The organism is Sporosarcina ureae, from assembly GCF_002101375.1.
Taxonomy (GTDB): Bacteria; Bacillota; Bacilli; order Bacillales_A; family Planococcaceae; genus Sporosarcina; species Sporosarcina ureae_B.
This window is the reverse complement of sequence record NZ_CP015207.1, coordinates 720,957-743,687: the sequence shown is the minus strand read 5'-3', so window position 1 is coordinate 743,687 and position 22,731 is coordinate 720,957. Positions and strand designations below refer to the sequence as shown.

Genomic DNA, 22,731 nt, shown 5'->3' with positions numbered 1-22,731 from the left:
AGACAATAAAAAAGTGAGGGATTTAGATGGAAAAAGAAACATTAGAGTTATTTCGTACATTGACTGAACTTCCGGGCGCACCAGGTAATGAATACCGTGTCCGGGCTTTTATGCGTGAGCAGTTAGCACAGAACTCGGATGAAGTTATTCAAGATGGCCTAGGCGGCGTGTTTGGTGTTCGGCACGGAAAAGAAGATCAGCCGAAAATTATGGTTGCCGGCCATATGGATGAAGTTGGCTTCATGGTAACAGGTATTACGGATAACGGAATGCTTCGTTTTCAGCCGTTAGGTGGCTGGTGGAACCAAGTCTTATTGGCGCAACGAGTCCAAATCATCACGGAAGACGCAGATATTCCCGGTGTCATTGGTTCTATTCCACCGCACTTGTTGAGTGACGCAGAGCGTAGCAAACCAATGGATATCAAAAACATGCTGATTGACGTCGGCGCTGATGACAAAGCAGACGCTATGAACTTCGGTATTCGTCCCGGTCAGCAGATCTTGCCAATTTGTCCGTTCACACCGATGGCGAATCCGAAAAAGATTATGGCCAAAGCGTGGGATAACCGCTATGGTTGCGGTCTTGCTGTGGAACTATTGCAAGAAGTGAAAAATGAAACGTTGCCGAATACATTGTATTCAGGAGCAACCGTTATGGAAGAAGTCGGCTTACGTGGCGCACAAACAGCAGCGCGTATGATAGATCCCGATTTATTCTTCGCGCTCGATGCAAGTCCCGCAAATGATGCAAGCGGCAATAAAAAAGAATTCGGTCAGTTGGGAGAAGGGACTCTATTGCGTATTATGGACCGCTCGATGATCACACACCGTGGTATGCGCGAATTCATTTTAGATACTGCTGAAACTCACAATATACCGTATCAATACTTTGTTTCCCAAGGCGGTACGGATGCAGGGCAAGTACATGTCGCGAATAACGGCGTGCCAAGTGCTGTCATCGGTATTTGTTCTCGTTACATCCATACTGCAGCTTCCATTATCCACACAGATGATTATGCAGCAGCGAAAGAATTAATTACAAGACTAGTAAAAGCGTGCGATAAAACTACTGTGGAAACGATTAAACAAAACTGCTAAGCAGCTAAAGATGAAATGAGGATGTGGAATGGAATTCATTGTTGGCTCTGAAAATCAGGCGAAAAAGCGTGCAGTGGTTCGGATGGTCGAACGCTATATGGAGAACAGCACCGTTTCTTCAGCGTCCGTTCCGTCTGGCGTTAGCGCACAGCCGATGAGTGAAGAAGAGACGCGGCAAGGGGCAATCAATCGTTCAATCACTGCGGCAAACAATGCTTTTGGTATAGGTTTAGAAGGCGGTGTCCATATGATTGGGGATACTATGTATCTCTGCAATTGGGGCGCCCTCACTACGCCTGAAGGCAAAACGTTTACTGCAGCAGGAGCGCAAATCCCTTTGCCGGAAGAATTGGCCAATGAAATTCGCCGTGGCCATGAACTAGGGGATGCGGTGGACACCTATTTTAAAAAGCAAAATGTTCGCATGTCAGAAGGGGCTATGGGGATGTTGACGGCACAACTTGTACCGAGGGATGCGTTATTTGAACATATTATGCAATTATTGATGGGCCAGCTCTTGTATAGCACGTCGCTACAGAGCTGACGATTGCAATAGCGTCGGGGTGCGATTAGAATAGGACTGATAGAAAATTGAACGAAAGTAGAGAAGGGGGGAACCTGAATGTTGCGAAGTGGAAAGGTTTTCTTGCTGTTGCTACTAGCTGTCGTATTGGTAGGATGTAATCAGAAAGTGGAAGTCCGTACTGACGATGCGTTTGTTTCAGCGAAAAAAGCATTCGAACTAAATAGCAAAAAAACGAATCAAACGGAGGGCGATATTGAATTCTATAAACCGCCAACTCTACGAATAGATAAAGAATCAACTTCTCAACAGATTGTGTTAACTAAACGAAATGATTCATTTTATCTAACCGTTAATCCGAATGAAAAGAAAAACAGTCAAGTGTATTATGACGTACTCTTGACGGATGAACCCGATCATTTAGTAGGTGCCCAAACATTTTCTAAAGATGAAGCATTTGGCTTTGTAGCTGTCATTCAAAAAGGTGAGAAGCAAGTAGAGTTAATCGCCAACGTAGGTGGAGCGAAAGTTGAAACTGTAACAAATGAAGAAAATACCGAGGCTTATTTAGAAAAGATGATGGAAATTGCTCGTTCGGTTCAGCATGACGACCAATAAGTAATTTTGAGTATTGAAGGAGAGGGTTAACGAATGGAAGCTGAAGATTTGGTAGAAGAACTAAAGAAACGCTTACCTAAAGAGAACTTCGATTGGCAATTTGACCGTCGAGCTGACAAGTTGCGGATTGTCCACCATACTCTTCATAAAGGCATGGATATTTCATTACCTGAAATTCTATCCAAGTATGAGCAGAAAAACGAACGAGCAATCGATGAAGTGGTGTATACCGTCTTGGAGACGTTTCGCGCCATGGAGAAGGAACAAGAGAAAGGATTCGCGGGAGAAAATACGATCTATCCCGTCATCCGTTCAACTTCATTCCCAACTAAAAGTTCCGCAGGACAAGCTTTCTTAACGAAAGACCATACAGCGGAAACACGTATTTTCTATGCGCTGGATTTAGGGAACACGTATCGCTTGATAGATCAAGGGATGCTGTCTGATCTGCAGATGACAGAACAGGAAATTCAGGAAGTTGCGATGTTTAAAGTGAAGACGTTACCGACAGCGTATAAACAAGATATCGTATCGGATAATATATTCTATTTCATTAATAATAACGATGGGTATGATGCGAGTAGAATCTTGAATCAGCCATTCATGAAAGAAATGGAACAGAAAATCGAAGGACATATGGTCGTATCGGTTCCCCATCAAGATGTGTTAATTATTGGTGATATCCGGAATGAAACAGGCTATGACGTCGTGGCGCAAATAGCTATGCAATTTTTCACAACAGGTGCTGTACCTGTTACATCACTGTCTTTCATTTATGAAGATGGTAAGCTTGAACCGATTTTCATTATGGCGAAAAATAGATTAGCAAGAAAGGAAAAGAAAAAATGAATATATTTTATAATCCAGAAGGTGTTGGCGACGTATTGTTCGTTCAACTTACAACAGAAAGACCGACAGCAATTGCTGCGGAAAGAATAAACGATGTCACGTTGATCAAAGATGAAAAGACAGAAACCGTAGTAGCGTTCAATTTATTTGATGCATCTAGTTATTTGACGGTTTCAGCTGTTGGTCAAGTAGAACTGACAGAAGAGATTGGCGAACAATTACAAGCCGCATTAAAGAAAAATGACATTGATTTGGAATTGGAATTGGATTTCACTCCTAAATTCGTTGTTGGCTATGTTGCGGAAAAAGAAAAGCATCCAAATGCAGATAAATTGAACATTTGCCAGGTAGACGTAGGGGAAGAAACGCTGCAGATCGTTTGTGGCGCTCCTAATGTGGAAGCAGGCCAGAAAGTGGTCGTAGCAAAAGTAGGCGCTGTAATGCCTTCAGGTATGATCATTCGTGATGCCGAACTTCGCGGAGTAGCATCATCAGGCATGATCTGTTCTGCTAGAGAACTTGATCTGCCAGATGCTCCCGACGCAAAAGGAATCCTCGTAGTAGCAGACGATATGAAAGTCGGGGAAGCTTTCGAAGGCAAGTTGTAAATATATCCATATAAAAAAGCTTTTGCACAAGCCTCGTTAAGCTTGTAGCAAAAGCTTTTTTGTATTATTGTTACAAAGAGTTATAAATCATCATTTTATATAGAAAGAACGTAGAACTGTTTGATTTCCTCCTAGGTAACCTGTTAAAATGAAATGATTGATATGAAAAGAGTGATATATTTGAGCTGGCTACGGAATATGAAAAGACGCCTTCAGCAAATGCAAGAAGGCGCTGAAAAAGATAACCCATTATATGAGCAATCAACTACTGAAAATACTAGTGATAAAAATAACCAAAACCAAATTCAAAACGAAGATCTAGATGAAGATAAAAAAACAAACTTTCGGTTTCCGATCGTTTCTGACTACGAAATTTATGGATGGGAACCACAGATCCATCATGATGAATATACGAAAGACTATTTACAAGAAGAAGTGACAGAAGAAGACGCGTATGAAATACTTCCTTTAGAACAGAATGAACGTTGGCCAGGTCGTTATGAGCGCAGTGGAAATGTCTACCGTGCAGAAGCGAAACGAGATTTTGCTCATATCATTCCACCTACGTCAAGTCCATTGCCGCTACCGTTTTCCGGTAAAAAGCATGAACGTACATTGCACTCGGAGCCGCAACGGATTGAACCATATGAATCACGACGTCCTGAACCAGAAGTGCCTACTCGACATAAAGAAGAACCCGTGAAGGTTGAGAAGCCGAAGAAATTCAGAAAACCATTTTCCCCTACACATGTGCCTTCGCCTATCTACGGATTAAACACTAGTTCTCCAATTAGTGAGGCTATGGAATCAGTTATAGAAAAGAAAGATACAAAAGATCAAGAATTACATGATCACTTAGAAATTCACGACGAAGAATTGCCTTTGTCGTTGATTTCCAATCAACAACCAAATAAGACACCATTATTCGCTAGTTCATCAGAAAAAAGACAGTCCGAGATGTCCTCAGCGGAAGAATATACTCAAGGAATAGAAGAAACTAAATCAGAAGTATCTGAAGAATCTACGCAACTAGTAGAACTGACTGAAGAAACACCCGTGCAAGAAGAGTCACTAGAAGTAGCTACACATGACGATGTACAAGATGAAATCGAAGTAGCTAAAGTAACTATTGTGGAGTCAGAAGAATCGCTAGAAGTTATTTCACAAACGGAAGCTGCAGAGCAAGCTGAAACAGAAGTAGAGAAGCATGACTATGTCGCAACCGAAACAGAAGAAATTGTAGTAGATTCAGAAGCGCCGGTAACCGTTACGATTGAAGAAGAGATAGAAGAGATAGAAGAAGTTGAAGAAGTTGAAGAGATAGAAGAAATAGAAGATGTAGAAGTGGAAGAAGAAATCGAATCGGATGAAGTAGAATCCGCCGTGAATGATCTAGAGGAACCAGCACAACCAGTTAAGAAAGAAAAAGTTGTGCCCTTTAATGTGTTGATGCTCAAATCCGATAAAGAAAAATTAGCGGCAAGAGTAGAAGAGCTCATTGCAGCGAATGCAACGAAAAAAGAGGTAGTAGATGAAGCGTCATTTGAAATAGAAACGGATCACGCTGTTTCGGAACAAACTGAATCGTCTGAAGCTGGACAAGCTGCACTGCCAGAACAACAGAAAAAAACTGCAGAATCGAACGTGGAAGAACTGGGATTGATCAAAGAAACAGAATCTATCATAGTAGAATCTGACGTTGAAGTAACTGAAATGGTCGCTACGACTGCTGAAACGATTGTAGAAGAGCCTGAAGAGGAACTAATCGAAGAAGAACCACCACATTATGGATTCCCGACGATGCAATTTTTAGCACCTCCAGAAGAAGAAATCGTGGATGAAGAGTGGCTTGCAGCGCAGTCTGCTACGTTAGAAGAAACTCTTTCCCACTTCGCTGTACAGGCGACTGTCGAACAAGCTGTGCAAGGACCAGCCGTCACGATGTTTGAGTTAACGGTCATGCAGGGGACGAAAGTAAGTAAAATTCGAAATCTTACCGACGACTTAAAATTGGCTTTGGCCGCTAGGGATATTCGTATCCAAGCGCCGATTCCAGGTACAAGTATGATCGGTATTGAAATTCCAAATCGCAAAACACGTGCTGTTCGAATTTCAGAGGTTATTGACAGTGATTCATTTATGAAATCAGACTCGCCTTTAGAGGCTGTATTGGGATTAAGTTTGACAGGGGAGCCGCAAACAATTGATCTCCGAAAGATGCCACACGGAATGATCGCTGGTGCAACAGGCTCCGGTAAATCCGTTTGTATCAACTCTATACTGATCAGTTTGCTGTATAAAGCTTCACATCATGATCTGAAACTATTGCTCATTGATCCGAAAATGGTGGAATTGGCACCATACAACGGCATTCCTCACTTGTTGAGTCCGGTGATTACGGATGTGAAAGCGGCGACTGCAGCATTGAAATGGGCGGTCAATGAGATGGAAAGACGCTATGAATTATTTGCGCATTCCGGAGTACGTAATATCGAACGCTATAACGAAATGGTTATGGCATCACGACGTTTCTCATTAAAGATGCCGTATATTTTAGTAGTGATTGATGAGTTAGCAGATTTAATGATGATGGCACCTGCGGACGTAGAAGTGTCGATCAGCCGAATCACACAAAAAGCTAGAGCGTGTGGTATTCATTTAATCATCGCAACTCAGCGACCTTCTGTTGATGTCATTACTGGAACGATTAAAGCCAATATTCCGACTCGCATAGCATTTGCTGTGTCTTCTCAAGTAGATTCAAGAACTATTTTAGATACAATAGGGGCAGATCGCTTACTTGGTAAAGGGGATATGCTGTATTTAGGCAATGGCCAATCGGCTCCTGTCCGTCTTCAGGGGACATTTGTCACGGATGATGAAATCGAGCGTATAATAGAACATGTTCGTAATGAAGCAGAACCGAATTACTTATTCGGCCAAGATGATTTATTAGCGGCCGCTGTCCGAGAAGAGGAATCGGATCCGTTATTTGAGCAAGCCTGCAACTTTGTCATCGAGCAGGGGAGTGCATCCACTTCGTCATTACAGCGCCATTTCAGCATCGGGTATAACCGGGCGGCCAAGTTAATCGACCGAATGGAAGCCAATCAATTTATATCTGAGCAAAGAGGAAGCAGAGCGCGCGATGTCTTTTTGACTGAACAAGCATTTGAAAGCTTCATGAAATAATGAATTCATAGTTCCTATCCAAAGGTTTGATCAAACGCATGGTATACTATGACAAGAAATAATCTTCTCGTCTATTACAGACGATTGAAGATAAAAAGTGGGATGAAAGAACTCCCGGGAGGTTTCAATATGACATTGTTACATTTTACTGGCATAAAAGGATCGGGAATGAGTTCCCTTGCCCAGTTGCTGCATGACTCTTCGTATAAAGTTCAAGGTTCTGATGTGGAAAAATACTTTTTCACAGAAGATCCCTTACATGAAAGAAATATAAAAGTACTGCCATTTGACGAAAATAATATTCAGCCAGGTATGAAAGTGATTGCGGGAAACGCATTTAAAGATGATCATCCTGAATTACTACGGGCAGAAGAACTTGGGGTAGAAGTTATTCGTTATCATGATTTCCTTGGCAACTATATGGAACAATTTACTTCCATCGGTGTGACGGGAACGCATGGTAAAACGTCTACAACGGGCTTGCTTGCGCATGTATTGGGTGGCTTTGCGCCAACTTCTTACTTAATTGGAGACGGTACAGGTAAAGGTATCGAGAATGCGGAGAACTTTGTATTCGAAGCATGTGAATACAAACGCCACTTTTTGGCATACCATCCAGACTACGCCATCATGACAAATATAGATTTTGATCATCCGGATTACTTCACAAGTTTGGACGATATCTTGGACGCTTTCGGACAGATGGCGAGTCAAGTGAAGAAGGCGTTAATCGCTTGTGGTGACGACGATAATCTTCAGAAACTCCAATGCCAAGTTCCGATTGTCTATTATGGCTTGGATTCATCCAATGACTTTTACGCAGCAAATATAGAAAAAGATGAAAACGGCTGTTCGTTTGACGTGTTCATCCGAAATGAATTCTATCATCGTTTTACGATTACATTAACAGGCGACCATGCCATTAGAAATGCGTTGAGTGTTATTGCACTCTGTCATTATGAAAATATTCCAGCTGAAATTGTAAATGAACGCTTTGCGTCGTTTACAGGCGTGAAAAGACGTTTTTCTGTCTTGGAATTAGATGACCGTGTCATAGTGGATGACTATGCGCATCATCCTACTGAAATCCGCGCAACATTGGATTCGGCACGTCAAAAATATCCGAATCGTGAAGTGATTGCGGTATTCCAACCGCATACATTCAGCAGAACCGCTGCGATGTTAGATCAATTTGCAGAAAGTTTATCTGAAGCAGATCATGTATATTTATGTGATATCTTTGGATCCGCACGAGAGAAAGTCGGTAGTTTAACGATCCATGATTTGATAGATAAAATCCCTAATTCCCAACATTTGAAAATAGAAGATATGTCAGATTTAGAAGCACATCAAAATTCTGTAATCTTATTTATGGGAGCCGGTGATATCCAACTATATTTAAAACAATTTAAGTCTGACATTACTAAAGAAGAAACAGCCTAATCTCTTATGAGAGGGCTGTTTCTTCTTTTTTTAAGACTTTTTTTCGTTACGATAAAGGATATTACCTAGTTATGTCGAACAGGAGTAGTAGGACGAAAAGTTTAGAAACTCTAAAAGAGGGGTAAAGTTTTCGTAAGAATATGCTCTAGGAGGATAACGTAAGTGATCAATTTACTTTACGTTGCAGCAGTGATTGCCGCAATCGCATTTCTTATTCTTTGTGTAAGTCTAGCTAAGACACTGGGGTCGTTAAAGACATCTTTACAGAGTGTCTCGCATACAGTAGATGACTTATCAAAGCAATTAGAGGGAGTGACTACAGAAAGTACACAACTCCTTCAAAAAACCAATCAGCTAGCCGAAGATTTACAAGGAAAAGCGGACAAGCTGAACACTGTGGTGGAGGCGGTAAAAGGAGTAGGTGACTCGGTGAATACTCTTAATCAATCAGTTCATCGAATCTCAAGCTCCGTAACTACCCAAGCCGAACAAAACAGTGACAAAATCGCGCAAGTAGTACAGTGGGGAACCGTTGCAGTGAATCTGTATGATCAAGTAAAGGAACGGCAACCTAAAAAGTCCGCTGGCTGGACAGTATACAAATCGCGCTCCTAGTACAAGCATTTTCCTTTAAAACATACAAAAAAGTTAATTAACAGGAGGAAGAAAAAATGACAGAAAACAAACCGAACTATAACGACAACACAGGTAACTACTCTAATACGTATGGACAGCCACAATACCCAGCGAACTACACATACCGTTCAACAAATGATCTGTATGATGAAGATAGCAGCGGTACAGGTAGTTTCATTGCCGGTGCAATCATTGGTGGTGTAATCGGAGCGGCAACTGCATTGTTCTTAGCGCCGAAGACAGGCCGTGAAATGCGAGAAGATTTAACTACACAAGCTTCACAATTAAAAGATAAGAGTATTGAATTAAGCTCCACAGCAAAAGATAAAGCGGTAGAGCTATCAAGCACAGCAAAAGATAAAGCAACTGAATTATCAAGTGCAGCAAAAGATTACACAGCTGAATTCACAGATACGGCAAAAGAAAAAACTGCAGCGTTCACTACAGCCGCAAAAGAGAAGACTTCTGAGTTGTCTCAAAACATCCAAGAACAATCAGGGCAGTTAGTAGACAAAGTGAAGTCTGCGAAGTCCAAAGCGAATGTTCCAATGGACGATGGTACAGTATCATCTGAAGGTGAAGAAGCAACTGATTATAAAAGTACAAAAGAAAACAATGAAAAATCAGGAGAACTTTCAAAAGTAAAAGAAACATCAAACAAAAATGAAGTTCAAGGTAAAGCTGACAACTCTTCAAACAAAAACAATGATAATAAATCTCCTAAAGCAAACGCTTCTGCTAAAAAGGATACTAATCAGTCTAAAACAAACAACTCCTCATCAAACAATAACAATAAAATTCATTCTAAATAATAGCGAAAACCTTCCTTCACGGGAAGGTTTTTTTATATGTACTAGTAAAGAAAAAGAGTACTAGGAAAAAGCTACGCCAGGCGGTTTTTCCGCACAGCGTAGCTTTTATTCAAATACAATTTCCAGTTGATCTCCACCGAATATCCATTCATTGAAGCGGATGGATTCGCCATTACGCAATAAGTAATAGGCGGCGGTAGATTGAGACGGTAATGAAAAATCAGTGAATGAAAATATATCACTGAATAGTATAGGGGAATTAGGTAATGACTTGAACTCCACTTGGTCATTAGCTTGTACTTGGTAGTCAAGACTAGCTGGTTGTCCGTTTACATACACGGTAGTTCGTTGTTTTTTGATCACCACAGGCTCATCATTAAATGTTACGTCGGCACGCTCCTCTAGAACGATACCTAACTCCCTAGCTATTTCCTTTAAGGAAAGAGGGGCAGGTTGACGCGTTTCAATACTATCGTTTGCGTGAATTTGATAGTCGGCTGAGACTGGTTGTCCGTTTGCGATGTAGACGATCTCACGCTTCCTCAGACGATGGGGAGTTCCATCCCATGCCACAGTGAACGATTCTGTCCCCAGGCTTATAGGAGACGCTATCACATCTTGTATTCTATTCGTTGGATTCACTATCAGTTCATCCCGATCCGCAATCTCGGTATCCATTGTCACCGTCTTTCCGTTAAGCAACATTACACCGGTAATCGTCTGTGTTACACCGTCCAACTGATAATGTATCGGTTCGAGCGCATCTACCACGTCTCTGACTGTCGCTGAAGCATCTGTGCCGTCTTTACCGAACAGTAGCTCAATGTGGTCTTGGTGCCCGACAAGATCCTTCGTGCCGACTTCAGTACCGTTTAACAGGATAGTAGTGGATGAGCCGTGCTCGCCAGGGAGTGTTCTCCACTGCCCGTTTACTTTTACAATCAGTGCCAGTCCAGGTCTACCGTATAACTGACGAGCAGTAATGCGGGCTGCTAGCAGTGCATCGCCTACTGTAAGCTCTTTTAGCTCGAATAATCGAACGGATTGGTCGTTGACGGTTAAGGAAATATAATGAATCGGAGCTCTTTGCGCTGCGATTGCAATGCCGATTGGCGTTACGAGCGCAGGAGAGGCTTCGATTTGGTCGGAAAGTGTAACACCTGACAGCGCATCGAGACTTCGAATGGCTACGCGGTTCTCAGGAAGGTCTAGTTGCGTACTCACTTCTTTCGTTAATGTAGGTGTTAATCCTCCACCTCCAACAATCATCACGGCTTGCGGGGAAGAGTGATGATTCAATCGTTTGATTTCATTCGCAATGGATAACGCGACATGTTTCACTGAAGGTCTGATGACATCGATTACTTCTTCTGAAGGTATTTTTTGTTCGAATCCTAAAATGTCTTGAACCGTCAACACCTCTTGTTCAGTAATTTGTCGCTTCATTTGTTCAGCTAATGGAAAATCGAGCAAGTAGTGTGCACTTAGTGCTTCGGTCATTTCGTCTCCCGCAACAGGTACCATTCCATATGCTGTCACGGTATTATCCCTGACAATGGCAATATCTGATGTGCCGGCTCCAATATCGACCAACGCGATATTCAATCTCCTCATGGAAGGAGGTACGAGCACATGAATAGCAGCAATCGGCTCGAGTGTTAAAGCTTCCATTTCCAAATCAGCCCGCTTTAACGCGGCAAGTAAGGATTCTACAACCACTCGTGGTAAAAATGTGGCAATGACTTCTACGGTAGCTGATTTCCCTTTTTGATCAATCAGACTTCCAATCTGTTCATCTTGCAATTTGTAATATAAGACAGAATAACCTACGCAATAATAGTGATCGTCCTCTTGCGATTGATGAGCGGATAGTAATTTTTCCTGTGCGTTTTGTACAGCTACTAATTCCAATCGATTAATATCTTCTTTTGACATCAATGTGCGATCTGAAATGTCTACCGTCACAGTTCCTTCTGCTGTTTTCAATGAACGTCCTGCTGCCGCAACACTAACACGTTTCAGAGGTCCGTGAATTTCTTCCAATTGTTCTTTGATTTCTTGAATTATAGACGCCACGCTTACAATATTATGTATTTGTCCATCAATCATCGATCGTTCTTTATGTTCTTTAGAAATCAAGTCTACAATATGGAATGAATCGTTTTGTTCTTCTAGTACAATGCCCACAACGGTGCGAGTCCCGATATCAAGAGCGAATAGCTTAGTAGCCAGGATTTCCAACCTCTTTTCAAGTTTTTTTCTATTGGAAAATAGTGAATATTTATTTATTCGATGAAATTGCGTGACTTTTCTATGAGTATTCATTATACTAGGTCTATTATATAAAAATGTACCATAGATTCCGGTGTTAGAAAAGGAAGATATGTACGGGGAGGAGACAGGTATTATGAGCAAGCAAGATTTAGGTGAGTTGAGAGGTACTATTGATCAATTGAACTTAGATATTCTTAAATTGATCAATGAACGTACAGGCGTTATCCAAGAAATTGGTAAGTTAAAAGAAAAGCAAGGTGTAAATAGATATGATCCGATTCGCGAACGCGAGATGCTCAACGTCTTAAAGAAGGCAAACCATGGTCCTTTACCAGACGGTATCCTTGAACAGGTATTTAAATCTATTTTCATGTCAGCACTTGAAGTACAGCAAGATGAGCAGAAGAATGCATTGCTCGTATCCCGTACTAAAAAACCTGAAGACACGATTGTTGACGTAAACGGCCATAAAATCGGAGACGGACATCCATCTTTCGTATTTGGACCTTGTGCAGTAGAATCTTACGAGCAGGTTTTGGCAGTAGCGAAGTCGATCAAAGCAAAAGGATTGACGATGATTCGTGGGGGAGCTTACAAGCCACGTACATCTCCATATGATTTCCAAGGTTTAGGCCTTGAAGGTTTAAAAATTCTCAAGCGAGTTGCAGATGAAACTGGACTTTCGATCGTCACAGAAATCATTACACCGTCACACTTGGAGGAAGCACTCGAATATATCGATGTGATCCAGATCGGTGCTCGTAACATGCAGAACTTCGAATTGCTGAAAGAAGCTGGAATGGTCGATAAGCCAGTTCTTCTAAAGCGTGGAATGTCTGCAACGATTTCTGAGTTCGTCAATGCAGCTGAATATATTATTTCTAAAGGTAATACGGAGATCATGCTATGTGAGCGAGGAATTCGTACATATGAGACGGCAACTCGAAACACGCTGGACATCTCTGCTGTTCCAATTTTGAAGCAAGAAACACATTTACCGGTATTCGTGGACGTTACACACTCCACTGGCCGTAAAGACTTATTGCTTCCGACAGCGAAAGCAGCAATCGCAGTAGGAGCAGACGGCGTTATGGCAGAGGTTCATCCGGACCCAGCTGTAGCATTATCGGATTCAGCGCAGCAAATGGATATTGAGCAGTTTGACAAGTTCTACGAAGAGATGACTCGCTTCATGAACACGCACCAAACGATCTAAAACATCCAACACCGTCCTTTATTAGTAAAGGTCGGTGTTTTTCTGTATAGAATGACAGGTTTCTTCACAGAAAAACACAAAAATCCAGCAGAACACGGTATACTAATAAAGTATAAAGACAGGAGGAGCAAAAATGGCTATCACTATTTACGATGTAGCGAGAGAAGCAAACGTATCGATGGCAACGGTTTCACGTGTAGTGAACGGCAATCAAAACGTGAAGCCGGCGACTCGCAAAAAAGTATTGGACTGTATTGAACGATTGGGATACCGGCCAAACGCCGTCGCTCGTGGACTTGCCAGCAAGCGTACTACAACGATTGGAGTAATTGTCCCCGATATGTCCAAGAGTTACTACGCCGAGTTATCTAGAGGGATTGCAGACGTTGCCACGATGTATGAATACAATATCATCATATCCAATTCGGACAAGAGTACCTCTCGGGAAGTGGAGTTGTTTGAAGATCATTTAGGCAAGCAAGTAGATGGATTGATCTTCATGAGTGATTCTATTTCACCTGAAGTACGGAAAGAAATGAAAACAGCGAACGTTCCAATCGTCTTGGCAGGGACATTGGATTTTGAAACCAATTTACCATCTGTCAATATTGATCATGAACAAGCGGCATATGATGTAACAAAGAAGCTAATCGACAATGGCCACCAGCGTATTGCGTTTGTTTCAGGACCATTTACGCGGGACATTAATCGACTGTGCAAGCGTGTTGGGTATATTCGTGCGTTGGAAGAAGCGGGGATGACGATTGACGAGTCATTGATCGTGGAAACCGACAATACGTATGATGACGCTTATGAGAGCTGGAATGTGCTCGGTAAGCTGTCTAATCCTCCAACGGCTGTCATGACGAGCAGTGACGAAGTCGCAATCGGTATTATGAATGGTGTGCGTGATGAGAATCTTAGAATTCCTGAGGATGTGGAGATTATTTGTTTCCAACACTCTATTCTTGCGCGTATTGTTCGTCCGCAGTTGACTGCGATTGTAGTACCGTTGTATGACTTGGGTGCCGTATCGATGCGTTTGTTGACAAAGTTGATGAATAAGGAAGAAGTAGAAGAGACCGAAGTGGTTCTGCCTTATTATTTGGAAGAGCGGCAGTCGGTTAAGAAGTAAGCGGCATTCACTGTCTGTCACGAAGATGAATGGGTGTTTTGAATCTAAAACACTAAGACCTTATTTTTAAAAAATATAAACACGAAAAGCAACTTATCTTAGCGATAAGTTGCTTTTTATTATGATTTTCGAATGACGTGCAAAGCTCTCGTTAGCATTTGCTCATTTTTTTCGTTGATGTCACTTTTACGGGGAACGGGTTCATATAAGTCTTCAGGGTCTTCCCACGTCTCGATAAGGGAAACAGGTGATTGAGGTTGCCATTTATTTAGCCAAGCTTCTGGAAGTCTCCCTGTTGGTGTAGCGATGCCTTTCATAGTAAGCCATAAGTGCGACCATGCCCGTGGCACTACACGCCAGATGTCGTATCCGCCACCGCCTATTGCAATCCATTTCCCCTCACAGAATTCTTCTGCGATTTCTTTTGCTAGTTTCGGAATTTCTTCGTAAATCTTCATGGTGCCATACAGATGCGTGAGTGGATCGAAGTAGTGTGCATCTGCTCCGTTTTGGGTAAGAATGACGTCGGGCTTAAAGTGTTCCGCTACTTCCCGCAAGGCCGTCTTATAAATATGTAGGAACGATTCATCTTCTGTAAATGCGTCGACAGGGAAGTTGAATGATGTGCCGTAACCTGCTCCGTTTCCTCGTTCTGTCACATTGCCTGTCCCAGGAAACAAGTAGCGACCTGTTTCGTGGATAGAGAATGTACAAACATTCGGGTCATCGTAAAACGTCCATTGCACTCCGTCGCCGTGGTGAGCGTCAGTATCCACATATAATACGCGAGCTCCATATTTTTGCTGTAAGTATTTGATAGCTACTGAACTATCGTTATAAATACAGAAGCCAGAAGCTTTCCCTTGGAAGCCGTGATGCAAGCCGCCGCCGAGGTTCAGCGCATATCTTGAACGACCTTCCATTACTTCTTCAATCGCGGTTAGTGTACCGCCTACGAGCAATGCACTCGCTTCATGCATGCCGGTGAAGAAGGGTGTATCTTCCGTACCGATACCGTAAATACTCCCGATATTTTCGCTGACCTCACCTATACTCGCTTTTTTACGATTTCGATATACTTTGCATCATGAGCCAGAAGCAATTCTTCATCTGTGGCTATGCGTGGAATGACAATTTCATCTGGCTCGATCGTGTTCATTTCATCTAGTAAATCTTTTGTCAAAATGATTCGCTTTTGATTAAAAGGGTGGGTATCCGAAAATTCGTAGTTCAGTTGGTCGGGAGAAAAGATAAAACTCGCTTGTTTTTTCATAAGCCCATCTCCGGTTCGCTCGGCCAAAGAACTTCGAATCCTTGCTTTTTTAAACCTTCGATAATCGGAAGAGGGTTCATTCGCTTAATGCGAATAGCTAAAATTTTGTACTCTTCATTATCTTGATAAGGATAGACAAGGACACTCAGGACGTTTGTATTATGGTCGTGAAATACTTTAGATGCTTCATATAGAATACCCGGTGTGTTTGGAACGCGAATTTGGATATGTGAACTTGGCTGATTGGCACCTGTTAATTCAATATAGTTATACAATAAATCAGTTTTAGTTAGAATTCCGACTAGTTGATAATTAGAAACGATGGGCAAACACCCAATTTCATACGTATAAAACATTAACGCAGCTTCCTCCGCAAAGTCTCGCGGATGTCCAATCAATAAATCGGTTTTCATAATTTTGTCAAGTGTCGTTTCATAAAGTGAAGGTTCCAATCTCTCCGAAATGCTTGAAGGAGAAGCCTCTTTGACGTCACGGTCTGTAACTAGACCTTCTATCTGCCCGTCTTTTACGATGGGAATGTGGCGGATTCGTTTTTCCTTCATCAGTTGAACTGCATCTGCAATGGTGTGTGTAGAATTAAGCGTAATCACGTCTGTTTTCATAATGTCTTGTATTAGCATGATCATTCCTCACTTTCAGTAATTAACACGATTTTTGAAACGCACACGATCAAAGCGTTCGATGGATTCTTGATCGACACGTTTTCCAATCCTTGCCATTAATGCATTGGCGGGGTGCGAGCAAATTTCGGGATCATCAGTAGAGAAGAATTCCAAGCCACCTGCCCGCATCATTTTCTCCATCATTTTGCGATAATCCCATACGGTCAACCCAGTTCCTTTTAGATCCCAGTGCCAATAATATTCAGTCGTAATAATAATATAATCTTCCATCGCATCATCCAACATCGATAATTCCAGTAAGGATTTACCGATACGGGCGCCGCGATAAGCTGCAACAACTTCGACGGCGCCTAGTTCTATTAAATTGGCCAAGTCTGCTTCATACCAGCGTTCGAGTGGATCGGGATAGAGAAACGTAACATACCCAACAATCATATTATCGATTCTCGCTACATTGATCCGACCTTCAGGAAACGCGGCGATTTTCACTAAGGCTTGTTGTTGTTGTTTAGATGGACGGAATGCTTTCAGTCCTTCGTGAAATTCAAACGATGCCAGTCGCTCTGATGAAACAGGCCCTTCAATGACCAGTTCACCCTCGTCATGTGGAAATGATCTGGAAAAGTAGGTCTTTTTATGTTCCACGCAGTTCACCTCTTCCTAATATTTCTACTCTTTGTACATTCGAAAGCTCGATGTACGTTCAGTACGTGCTACTCTGTGTTAAGTATACAATTTATATTGGGGAAAAGTATATTATTATCATTAAATCACTGAATTGTTGGAATTTATAGGTGGATAGTAAAAATAGTGTGATTGGAATGAAGAAGAGGGAGGAGAAGTTTCTCCATCACGTTAGTAAAATCCTGGAGAGACAAAATAAAACCGGATGACAGTCTAGCATTGTCATCCGGTTCTTTAATTATTCTTTTGCTGCTGGAGCTGCATCCGGCTTTGGTTCCGGTGTAGCTTCAGGTGTTGTTTCTGGTGTAGATTCTGGTGTACTTTCCGGTTTAGTTTCCGGCTTCGATTCGGAATTTGTATCCGGTTTTGCATCAGGCTTTGTTTCTGGAGTTGTCGTACCTGGTTTTGTTCCAGAGTCCGTATTTGGTTTTGGTTCCGCTTTTGGTGTAGGTGCGGCATTGGTTACGGTGTTCGAAGGCCCCGAAAGTTGTCCGGTAATATCCACTGCGCGCACACTGTATGAACCATATCCGACTTTAAACGATCTAGAAGCTCCGTCATGAACCGTACCGATTCTGGTACCGTTTTGATAGATGTAATACCCGACGACATCATTTGAAGCGGAACTAGTCCATGTAAGAACTGAACCATTTTGTGCTGCCGATACGGCTGTAGGTGGTACATTGTCTGCAGGGAATGTGCCGCCTGCGACACCGCTTGAATAACTGCCACGACCTGCAAGTAGTTTAGAAGGATTTCCGCCTAAGCGTCCAAGCATCCGCTTGCCGTATTCAGAAGTTACGCCAACTCCACCAGACGTGACAAATTCACGAGGAGTAGAAGCTAACGCCTGATACAGTTTACCATTCACTCGAACGGCTGCTGATGAAACAATACTGTCATCCGCTTTCGTAGGTACCATCTTTTTCGAATTAAATAAATCCGATCGAACGAGTCCTGCTGCTGAACAAGCGGCAGAAGGAGCGAGACCTGAAATGCCACAGAATGAACGTGTGACGACGCCATTAGGGCGTTTAAAAGTATCTCTCGCTTTAATAGTTTCAGGTATTACAGCGTTGGCTGTATTCATCAATTGTCCGTACAATCGTGCTGTCCGTTCTGATGGATGCATTTGACCACTGTTGTAGCCATGATATAACGGTGTATTCCTGTTTTTATAGCCCATCCAGACACCCAATGATACGTTCGGGTTATAGCCGACTAACCAAGCGTCTCCGTAATTCTGCGATGTTCCCGTCTTAGCAGCTAAATCCGGACGGAAATTCATCAAGCCAGGCAATCTGGCAGCCGTACCATATCCTTTTAATACATCACGCATCATATCGGTGATGATATAAGAAGTTTCCGGACTAAACACTTCCACGGGTTCTGCTTTGTGTTCAAATACTATATTACCTTTCATGTCTTCAATTCGTTCGATCATATACGATTCGATGAATTGACCGCCATTGGCAAATGTAGCGAAAGCATTTGTGTTTTCCTCTACAGTGACATCCATCGTACCTAAGGATGCAGAAAGACCGCTGCCTGCCTGATCCGTAGCATTTTTAAACTTCATTTTCTTAAGGAAATCAATAGGGTTTCGATCTATTATCTGGTCATATAGACGAATAGTAGATAAGTTTTGTGAACGTGCCAGTGATTCGCGGGCCGGCAATACACCGAGCTCACGGTCAAAGTAGTTTCCGGGAGCGTAACTGCCTTTCCTAAACTTCACATCCACTAGTGGACTTCCCGCACCAATTACACCATATTCAATGGCAGGTGCATAAACCAGTAATGGTTTCATGGAAGAACCGTTTTGTCGGTAAGCTTGAGTGGAGTGATTCAATGCTTCAAGTTCGTAATCACGGCCACCAACGAATGAAAGTACTTTCCCGGTATGGTTTTCGATCATCGATGCACCGACTTGAACAGGGTTTTCTTTAGTAATCATTTTGCCTGATTCTTCATCCATTGTTTCAGAAGTATACGTATAACCGTAGTATCTGAAGCTGTCAGCCACTTCATTCATTTTGTCATACAGCTCTTTGTTGATAGTCGAGTAAATACGATAGCCGTCTGTTCGCATAGAACGGTCTGCCATGATTTCGTATTTTTCCTTGATCTTGGAATCTCCTTCAAAACGGTCTGTGTCGATACCATCTTTTTCAGCTAAAACTTCAGCTAAAATTTCGATCGTGCGATTTTGAATTTCTTGCGTGACATACGGATAACGTTCGGTTGCACGACGTGAAGGTTGTCTAAAGTCTTTAGTTACATCATAAGCTTTTGCTTCCTTCCATTCTGCATCCGTAATATACCCTGCATCACGCATTCTGAACAATACCGTTTTCATTCGGTTGACACCGTACATAAGTTTTTCCCGTTCTTTAATTCCTTGATTTTTACTGTAGAATGGTGTGTACGTATAAGGCGCTTGTGGAATACCTGCAATATACGCAGCTTGCGGTAAACTTAAATCAGCAGCTTTAATGCCGAAGATTCCGCGTGCGGCTGTTTCGATGCCGGCAATATTCTGTCCCGACACATCCCGACCATACGGAATGATGTTCAAATAGGCTTCGAGAATCTCATCTTTCGTCATGAAGTGTTCCAAGCGCATAGCTAGCAAAATTTCTTTAGCTTTACGCTCATAAGAAACTTCGTTCGTCAAGATCTGGTTTTTCACTAACTGCTGAGTAAGTGTCGATCCACCTGTTTGACTGTCTGAGTTCGTCACATCTTGGAATACACCACGGAATATCGCTTTTGGCACGATACCATTGTGTTCTTCAAAGTATTCATCCTCAGTAGCCAGTACAGCGTCCAGTGCATACTGTGAAACTTGATCTAGCGTAATTTGTCGGCGTTCGATATCCGAGTTGATTTTGCCTAGATAAATATTGTCTGCAAAGTACATTTCAGATGTCTCTTCATAATTAAACACCTGATCACGAAGTTCTTCCTTAGAACGCAAAGGTTCTTCCGCAACGAGAGAAGCGAAATATCCTGCACCCACTGAACCCGCAAATACCGCCCCAATGACGGCGAAGATAATGAGTAATATAAACAAGTTCCAAAGTACGCCAGTTCCGATGCGAAGTTTTCTAGCCCAAGGCTCTTTTTTCGCTTGTTCAAACTTATCTTCGAGTTGCTTAATTCTATTATTCTTTTCGTTATTCAAAGTTTTCTCCCCCCAAAAATCTTACTCATTATATCACAGATTCAGGAGAAAATATGCAATAATTGTTGACTTTCATTGGAAGTTGGGTAAAATTGAACTCATACGAAATTACATGTCGAAAAAACCGAAGTAATGATAGTGAGTTCCGTTCTAGAGAGACAGCGGTTGGTGGAAGCTGTTCGGTGCACTATACATGAATTACAGTTTTGGAGTGTACGTTTTGCGCAACGTTACGAGCGCCTCAAAGCCGGAGAGTATTTACTCTCAAGCCGGGTGGTACCGCGTTATAATTACTCAACTAACGTCCCTGCATGATCATTTAGTGATCGTGTGGGGACTTTTTATGTTGAAAATAGGGGGAAATAAACATGTCGAATGAATTAATGGATGATTTACGTTGGAGAGGCTTGCTATACCAACAGACGAATGAAGAAGGTCTTGAGAAGCTGCTAACAGACGAAAAGATTTCACTATACTGCGGGGTAGACCCAACAGCAGATAGTATGCACATCGGTCATATCGTACCGTTGCTGACATTGCGTCGCTTCCAGTTACACGGACACCAGCCGATTCTATTAATCGGTGGCGCGACAGGGATGATTGGAGATCCATCTGGACGCTCTGAAGAACGCCAATTACAGACGACAGAACAAGTAGACGCGAATGTTCGCGGAATCAAAAAACAATTAGAAATGATTTTTGATTTCCAAACAGAAAATGGTGCGAAACTTGTCAACAATAATGACTGGATCGGTTCCATGTCATTGATCGAATTCTTACGTGACTACGGTAAATTGCTAAGCGTCAATTACATGCTAGCAAAAGATAATGTGGCATCCCGTTTAGATCAAGGAATTTCCTTCACGGAATTCTCGTACATGTTGATGCAAGGTGCAGATTTCAATCACTTATTCGATCACCATAATTGCCGCGTGCAAATCGGTGGATCAGATCAGTGGGGAAATATCACGACAGGTCTAGAAGTCATCCGCAAAATGCATGAAGAAGAAGTACAGGCATACGGCTTTACCATTCCATTAGTAACAAAAGCAGATGGCACGAAATTCGGTAAATCTGCTGGCGGCGCGGTATGGCTCGATGCAAAGAAAACATCGCCATACGAGTTCTATCAATTCTGGATCAACGCAGCCGACGCGGACGTTGTGAAATACTTGAAAATCTTCACATTCCTAAGCCGTGAAGAAATCGAAGAGCTTGAAGTAACCGTACAAGAAGAGCCACATTTACGTAAAGCGCAGAAGACGTTAGCGGAAGAAATGACGCGTCTTGTTCACGGTCAGGACTCACTGGATCAAGCGCTACGTATTTCAGCAGCGCTATTTAGTGGAGACTTAAAAGCATTGACGGCTACTGAAATGAAAGATGCGTTTAAAGACGTACCGACTGTCGAAATGGAAAAAGTCGATCAAAACATCGTCGATTTCATTGTGCAAGCAGGTGTATCTCCATCCAAACGCCAAGCACGTGAAGACGTGACGAACGGCGCAATTTCTTTCAACGGAGAGCGTATTACAGATACAGCATTCACAGTAGGAGCAGAGCAACGTTTAGAAGACGCATTCACCATTGTGAGACGTGGGAAAAAGAAGTATAGTATGGTGAAGTTTGTTTAACTGGGAGATAAGAAAGTGAAAAAAGAGTATATGCTGTACGCTATGACATTAGGGTTAATAGGCGACGCGATTAATGAAATGATCGATGCGGTTGAAGAAAAAAGTCCAGAAGGTGTCAAAGGGGCCGCTAAGCGATTTACTAGTGTGGCGACAACCATTAAAGAAGAAACACCACCTGACATTTTCGCCAGTGAGCATCAAGAATTGGTCGAAGCGTTCAAACTATGGAACGTAGCGAACAAACAAGCGACAGCGATGCGAGATGAAAATATCGTCGAAGGCTGCTTCAGCCGCTTTAAATAAGCATGAAGGTTTTTTAGTAAGTATCATGGATCGAATGTATGATAAGTTGCGCAATTCATAATGGGCAAATGGGCATCTCCTCGGAGGTGCCTTTTTGTATTAGAAATAACATGTATAACTGATAGCAGGAATCATAAAAAGTGCCTATGTAAAACAGTCATATTCGTTTGAACGAACAAAGAAGTTTGATGCATAAGCACTGTAAAATAATACGTTTTTATTTAGTTAACAACTTTTTGATAATGCGGATATCTGTGTCGTGGTCGTTTAGTAAGCGCTGAATTTTACGCATATCATCTGATTTTACTTTGTTGTAAAAGATTTGTTCAGATAACGCATCGGCTTTCTGGATGTGGGCAATGGAGCTTGTATCTAGTTCTGAAATTGCCTGTTTCATAAACTTTTGTTCTTCTTTGATAATAGAAATATCGGTCTTTAGTGTAGAAACATCTCGCTCCATATTGCTAACTTTGTCGACTAAGAGTTCAAGAAGTTCACGGTCTGTCATGAAAACCCTCCTATTTTTTTATTTTCATAAAATAAGCACATTTAAGAAGCATTTACCTTATATTTGTTTTTTATCTTACCATATTTTAAATG

General features: G+C 42.1%; 18 protein-coding genes and 1 pseudogene. 13 read left to right on the top strand and 6 right to left on the bottom strand.

Translation table 11 applies throughout. The features are described from left to right. The first annotated feature begins 26 nt into the window (after positions 1-26). The 9 genes from SporoP8_RS03580 (at position 27) to SporoP8_RS03540 (ending at position 9,781) form a co-directional block, all read left to right on the top strand. Positions 27-1,100 carry a M42 family metallopeptidase gene (locus SporoP8_RS03580; RefSeq protein WP_085131264.1) on the top strand — a complete coding sequence of 358 codons (1,074 nt, stop codon included), beginning with the start codon at positions 27-29 and terminating at the stop codon, positions 1,098-1,100. 28 nt (positions 1,101-1,128) lie between these two features. Next, positions 1,129-1,644: a DUF84 family protein gene (locus tag SporoP8_RS03575; RefSeq protein ID WP_085131263.1), complete on the top strand. Its 516-nt coding sequence runs from the start codon at positions 1,129-1,131 to the stop codon at positions 1,642-1,644. Positions 1,645-1,722: 78 nt separating this feature from the next. Beyond that, on the top strand, positions 1,723-2,241 hold the full coding sequence (locus SporoP8_RS03570; RefSeq protein WP_085131262.1) for a hypothetical protein: 519 nt from the start codon (positions 1,723-1,725) through the stop codon (positions 2,239-2,241). Positions 2,242-2,274: 33 nt separating this feature from the next. After that, positions 2,275-3,090, top strand: coding sequence for a DUF1444 family protein (locus SporoP8_RS03565; protein WP_085131261.1), 816 nt, complete (start codon positions 2,275-2,277; stop codon positions 3,088-3,090). Next, entirely contained in the window at positions 3,087-3,698 is a 612-nt protein-coding gene (gene ytpR, locus SporoP8_RS03560; protein ID WP_085131260.1) for a YtpR family tRNA-binding protein, read from the top strand. The genes SporoP8_RS03565 and ytpR overlap by 4 nt, the downstream gene beginning before the upstream one ends. A 198-nt stretch (positions 3,699-3,896) precedes the next feature. Beyond that, on the top strand, positions 3,897-6,890 hold the full coding sequence (locus SporoP8_RS03555; protein WP_232319197.1) for a DNA translocase FtsK: 2,994 nt from the start codon (positions 3,897-3,899) through the stop codon (positions 6,888-6,890). A gap of 129 nt (positions 6,891-7,019) precedes the next feature. Continuing rightward, a complete protein-coding gene (gene murC, locus SporoP8_RS03550) occupies positions 7,020-8,333 on the top strand; it encodes a UDP-N-acetylmuramate--L-alanine ligase (protein WP_085131258.1) in 1,314 nt (437 codons plus the stop codon). Between the two features lie 162 nt (positions 8,334-8,495). Further along, complete coding sequence (locus tag SporoP8_RS03545) at positions 8,496-8,948, top strand: DUF948 domain-containing protein (protein ID WP_085131257.1); 453 nt, start codon at positions 8,496-8,498, stop codon at positions 8,946-8,948. Positions 8,949-9,004: 56 nt separating this feature from the next. Next, positions 9,005-9,781: a YtxH domain-containing protein gene (locus tag SporoP8_RS03540; protein ID WP_085131256.1), complete on the top strand. Its 777-nt coding sequence runs from the start codon at positions 9,005-9,007 to the stop codon at positions 9,779-9,781. 105 nt (positions 9,782-9,886) lie between these two features. Here SporoP8_RS03540 and SporoP8_RS03535 read toward each other — a convergent pair whose 3' ends face one another. Beyond that, a complete protein-coding gene (locus tag SporoP8_RS03535; RefSeq protein WP_232319196.1) occupies positions 9,887-11,968 on the bottom strand; it encodes a cell division protein FtsA in 2,082 nt (693 codons plus the stop codon). A gap of 220 nt (positions 11,969-12,188) precedes the next feature. Here SporoP8_RS03535 and SporoP8_RS03530 point away from each other — a divergent pair, with 220 nt between their 5' ends. Then, entirely contained in the window at positions 12,189-13,271 is a 1,083-nt protein-coding gene (locus tag SporoP8_RS03530) for a bifunctional 3-deoxy-7-phosphoheptulonate synthase/chorismate mutase (RefSeq protein WP_085131255.1), read from the top strand. A gap of 133 nt (positions 13,272-13,404) precedes the next feature. Continuing rightward, entirely contained in the window at positions 13,405-14,406 is a 1,002-nt protein-coding gene (gene ccpA / locus SporoP8_RS03525) for a catabolite control protein A (RefSeq protein ID WP_085131254.1), read from the top strand. Between the two features lie 119 nt (positions 14,407-14,525). Here ccpA and SporoP8_RS03520 read toward each other — a convergent pair. The 4 genes and pseudogenes from SporoP8_RS03520 to SporoP8_RS03505 form a co-directional block, all read right to left on the bottom strand. Further along, positions 14,526-15,679: pseudogene (locus SporoP8_RS03520) on the bottom strand (acetoin utilization protein AcuC). Next, positions 15,676-16,320 carry an acetoin utilization AcuB family protein gene (locus SporoP8_RS03515; RefSeq protein WP_085131253.1) on the bottom strand — a complete coding sequence of 215 codons (645 nt, stop codon included), beginning with the start codon at positions 16,318-16,320 and terminating at the stop codon, positions 15,676-15,678. The pseudogene SporoP8_RS03520 and the gene SporoP8_RS03515 overlap by 4 nt, the downstream one beginning before the upstream one ends. 15 nt (positions 16,321-16,335) lie before the next feature. After that, positions 16,336-16,968, bottom strand: a complete 633-nt coding sequence (locus SporoP8_RS03510; protein WP_085131252.1) for a GNAT family N-acetyltransferase — start codon at positions 16,966-16,968, stop codon at positions 16,336-16,338. Positions 16,969-17,245: 277 nt separating this feature from the next. Then, on the bottom strand, positions 17,246-20,194 hold the full coding sequence (locus SporoP8_RS03505; protein WP_085131251.1) for a transglycosylase domain-containing protein: 2,949 nt from the start codon (positions 20,192-20,194) through the stop codon (positions 17,246-17,248). 368 nt (positions 20,195-20,562) lie between these two features. Between SporoP8_RS03505 and tyrS the strand changes: the two genes are divergently transcribed. Both tyrS and SporoP8_RS03495 read left to right on the top strand, forming a co-directional pair. Beyond that, entirely contained in the window at positions 20,563-21,828 is a 1,266-nt protein-coding gene (gene tyrS, locus SporoP8_RS03500; RefSeq protein ID WP_085131250.1) for a tyrosine--tRNA ligase, read from the top strand. A 15-nt stretch (positions 21,829-21,843) separates the two neighbouring features. After that, a complete protein-coding gene (locus SporoP8_RS03495; RefSeq protein ID WP_085131249.1) occupies positions 21,844-22,131 on the top strand; it encodes a hypothetical protein in 288 nt (95 codons plus the stop codon). A 217-nt stretch (positions 22,132-22,348) separates the two neighbouring features. Here SporoP8_RS03495 and SporoP8_RS03490 read toward each other — a convergent pair whose 3' ends face one another. Then, the gene (locus tag SporoP8_RS03490) at positions 22,349-22,639 is read right to left on the bottom strand and encodes a hypothetical protein (RefSeq protein ID WP_085131248.1); all 291 of its coding nucleotides are present in this window, start codon (positions 22,637-22,639) and stop codon (positions 22,349-22,351) included. Positions 22,640-22,731: the final 92 nt, after the last annotated feature.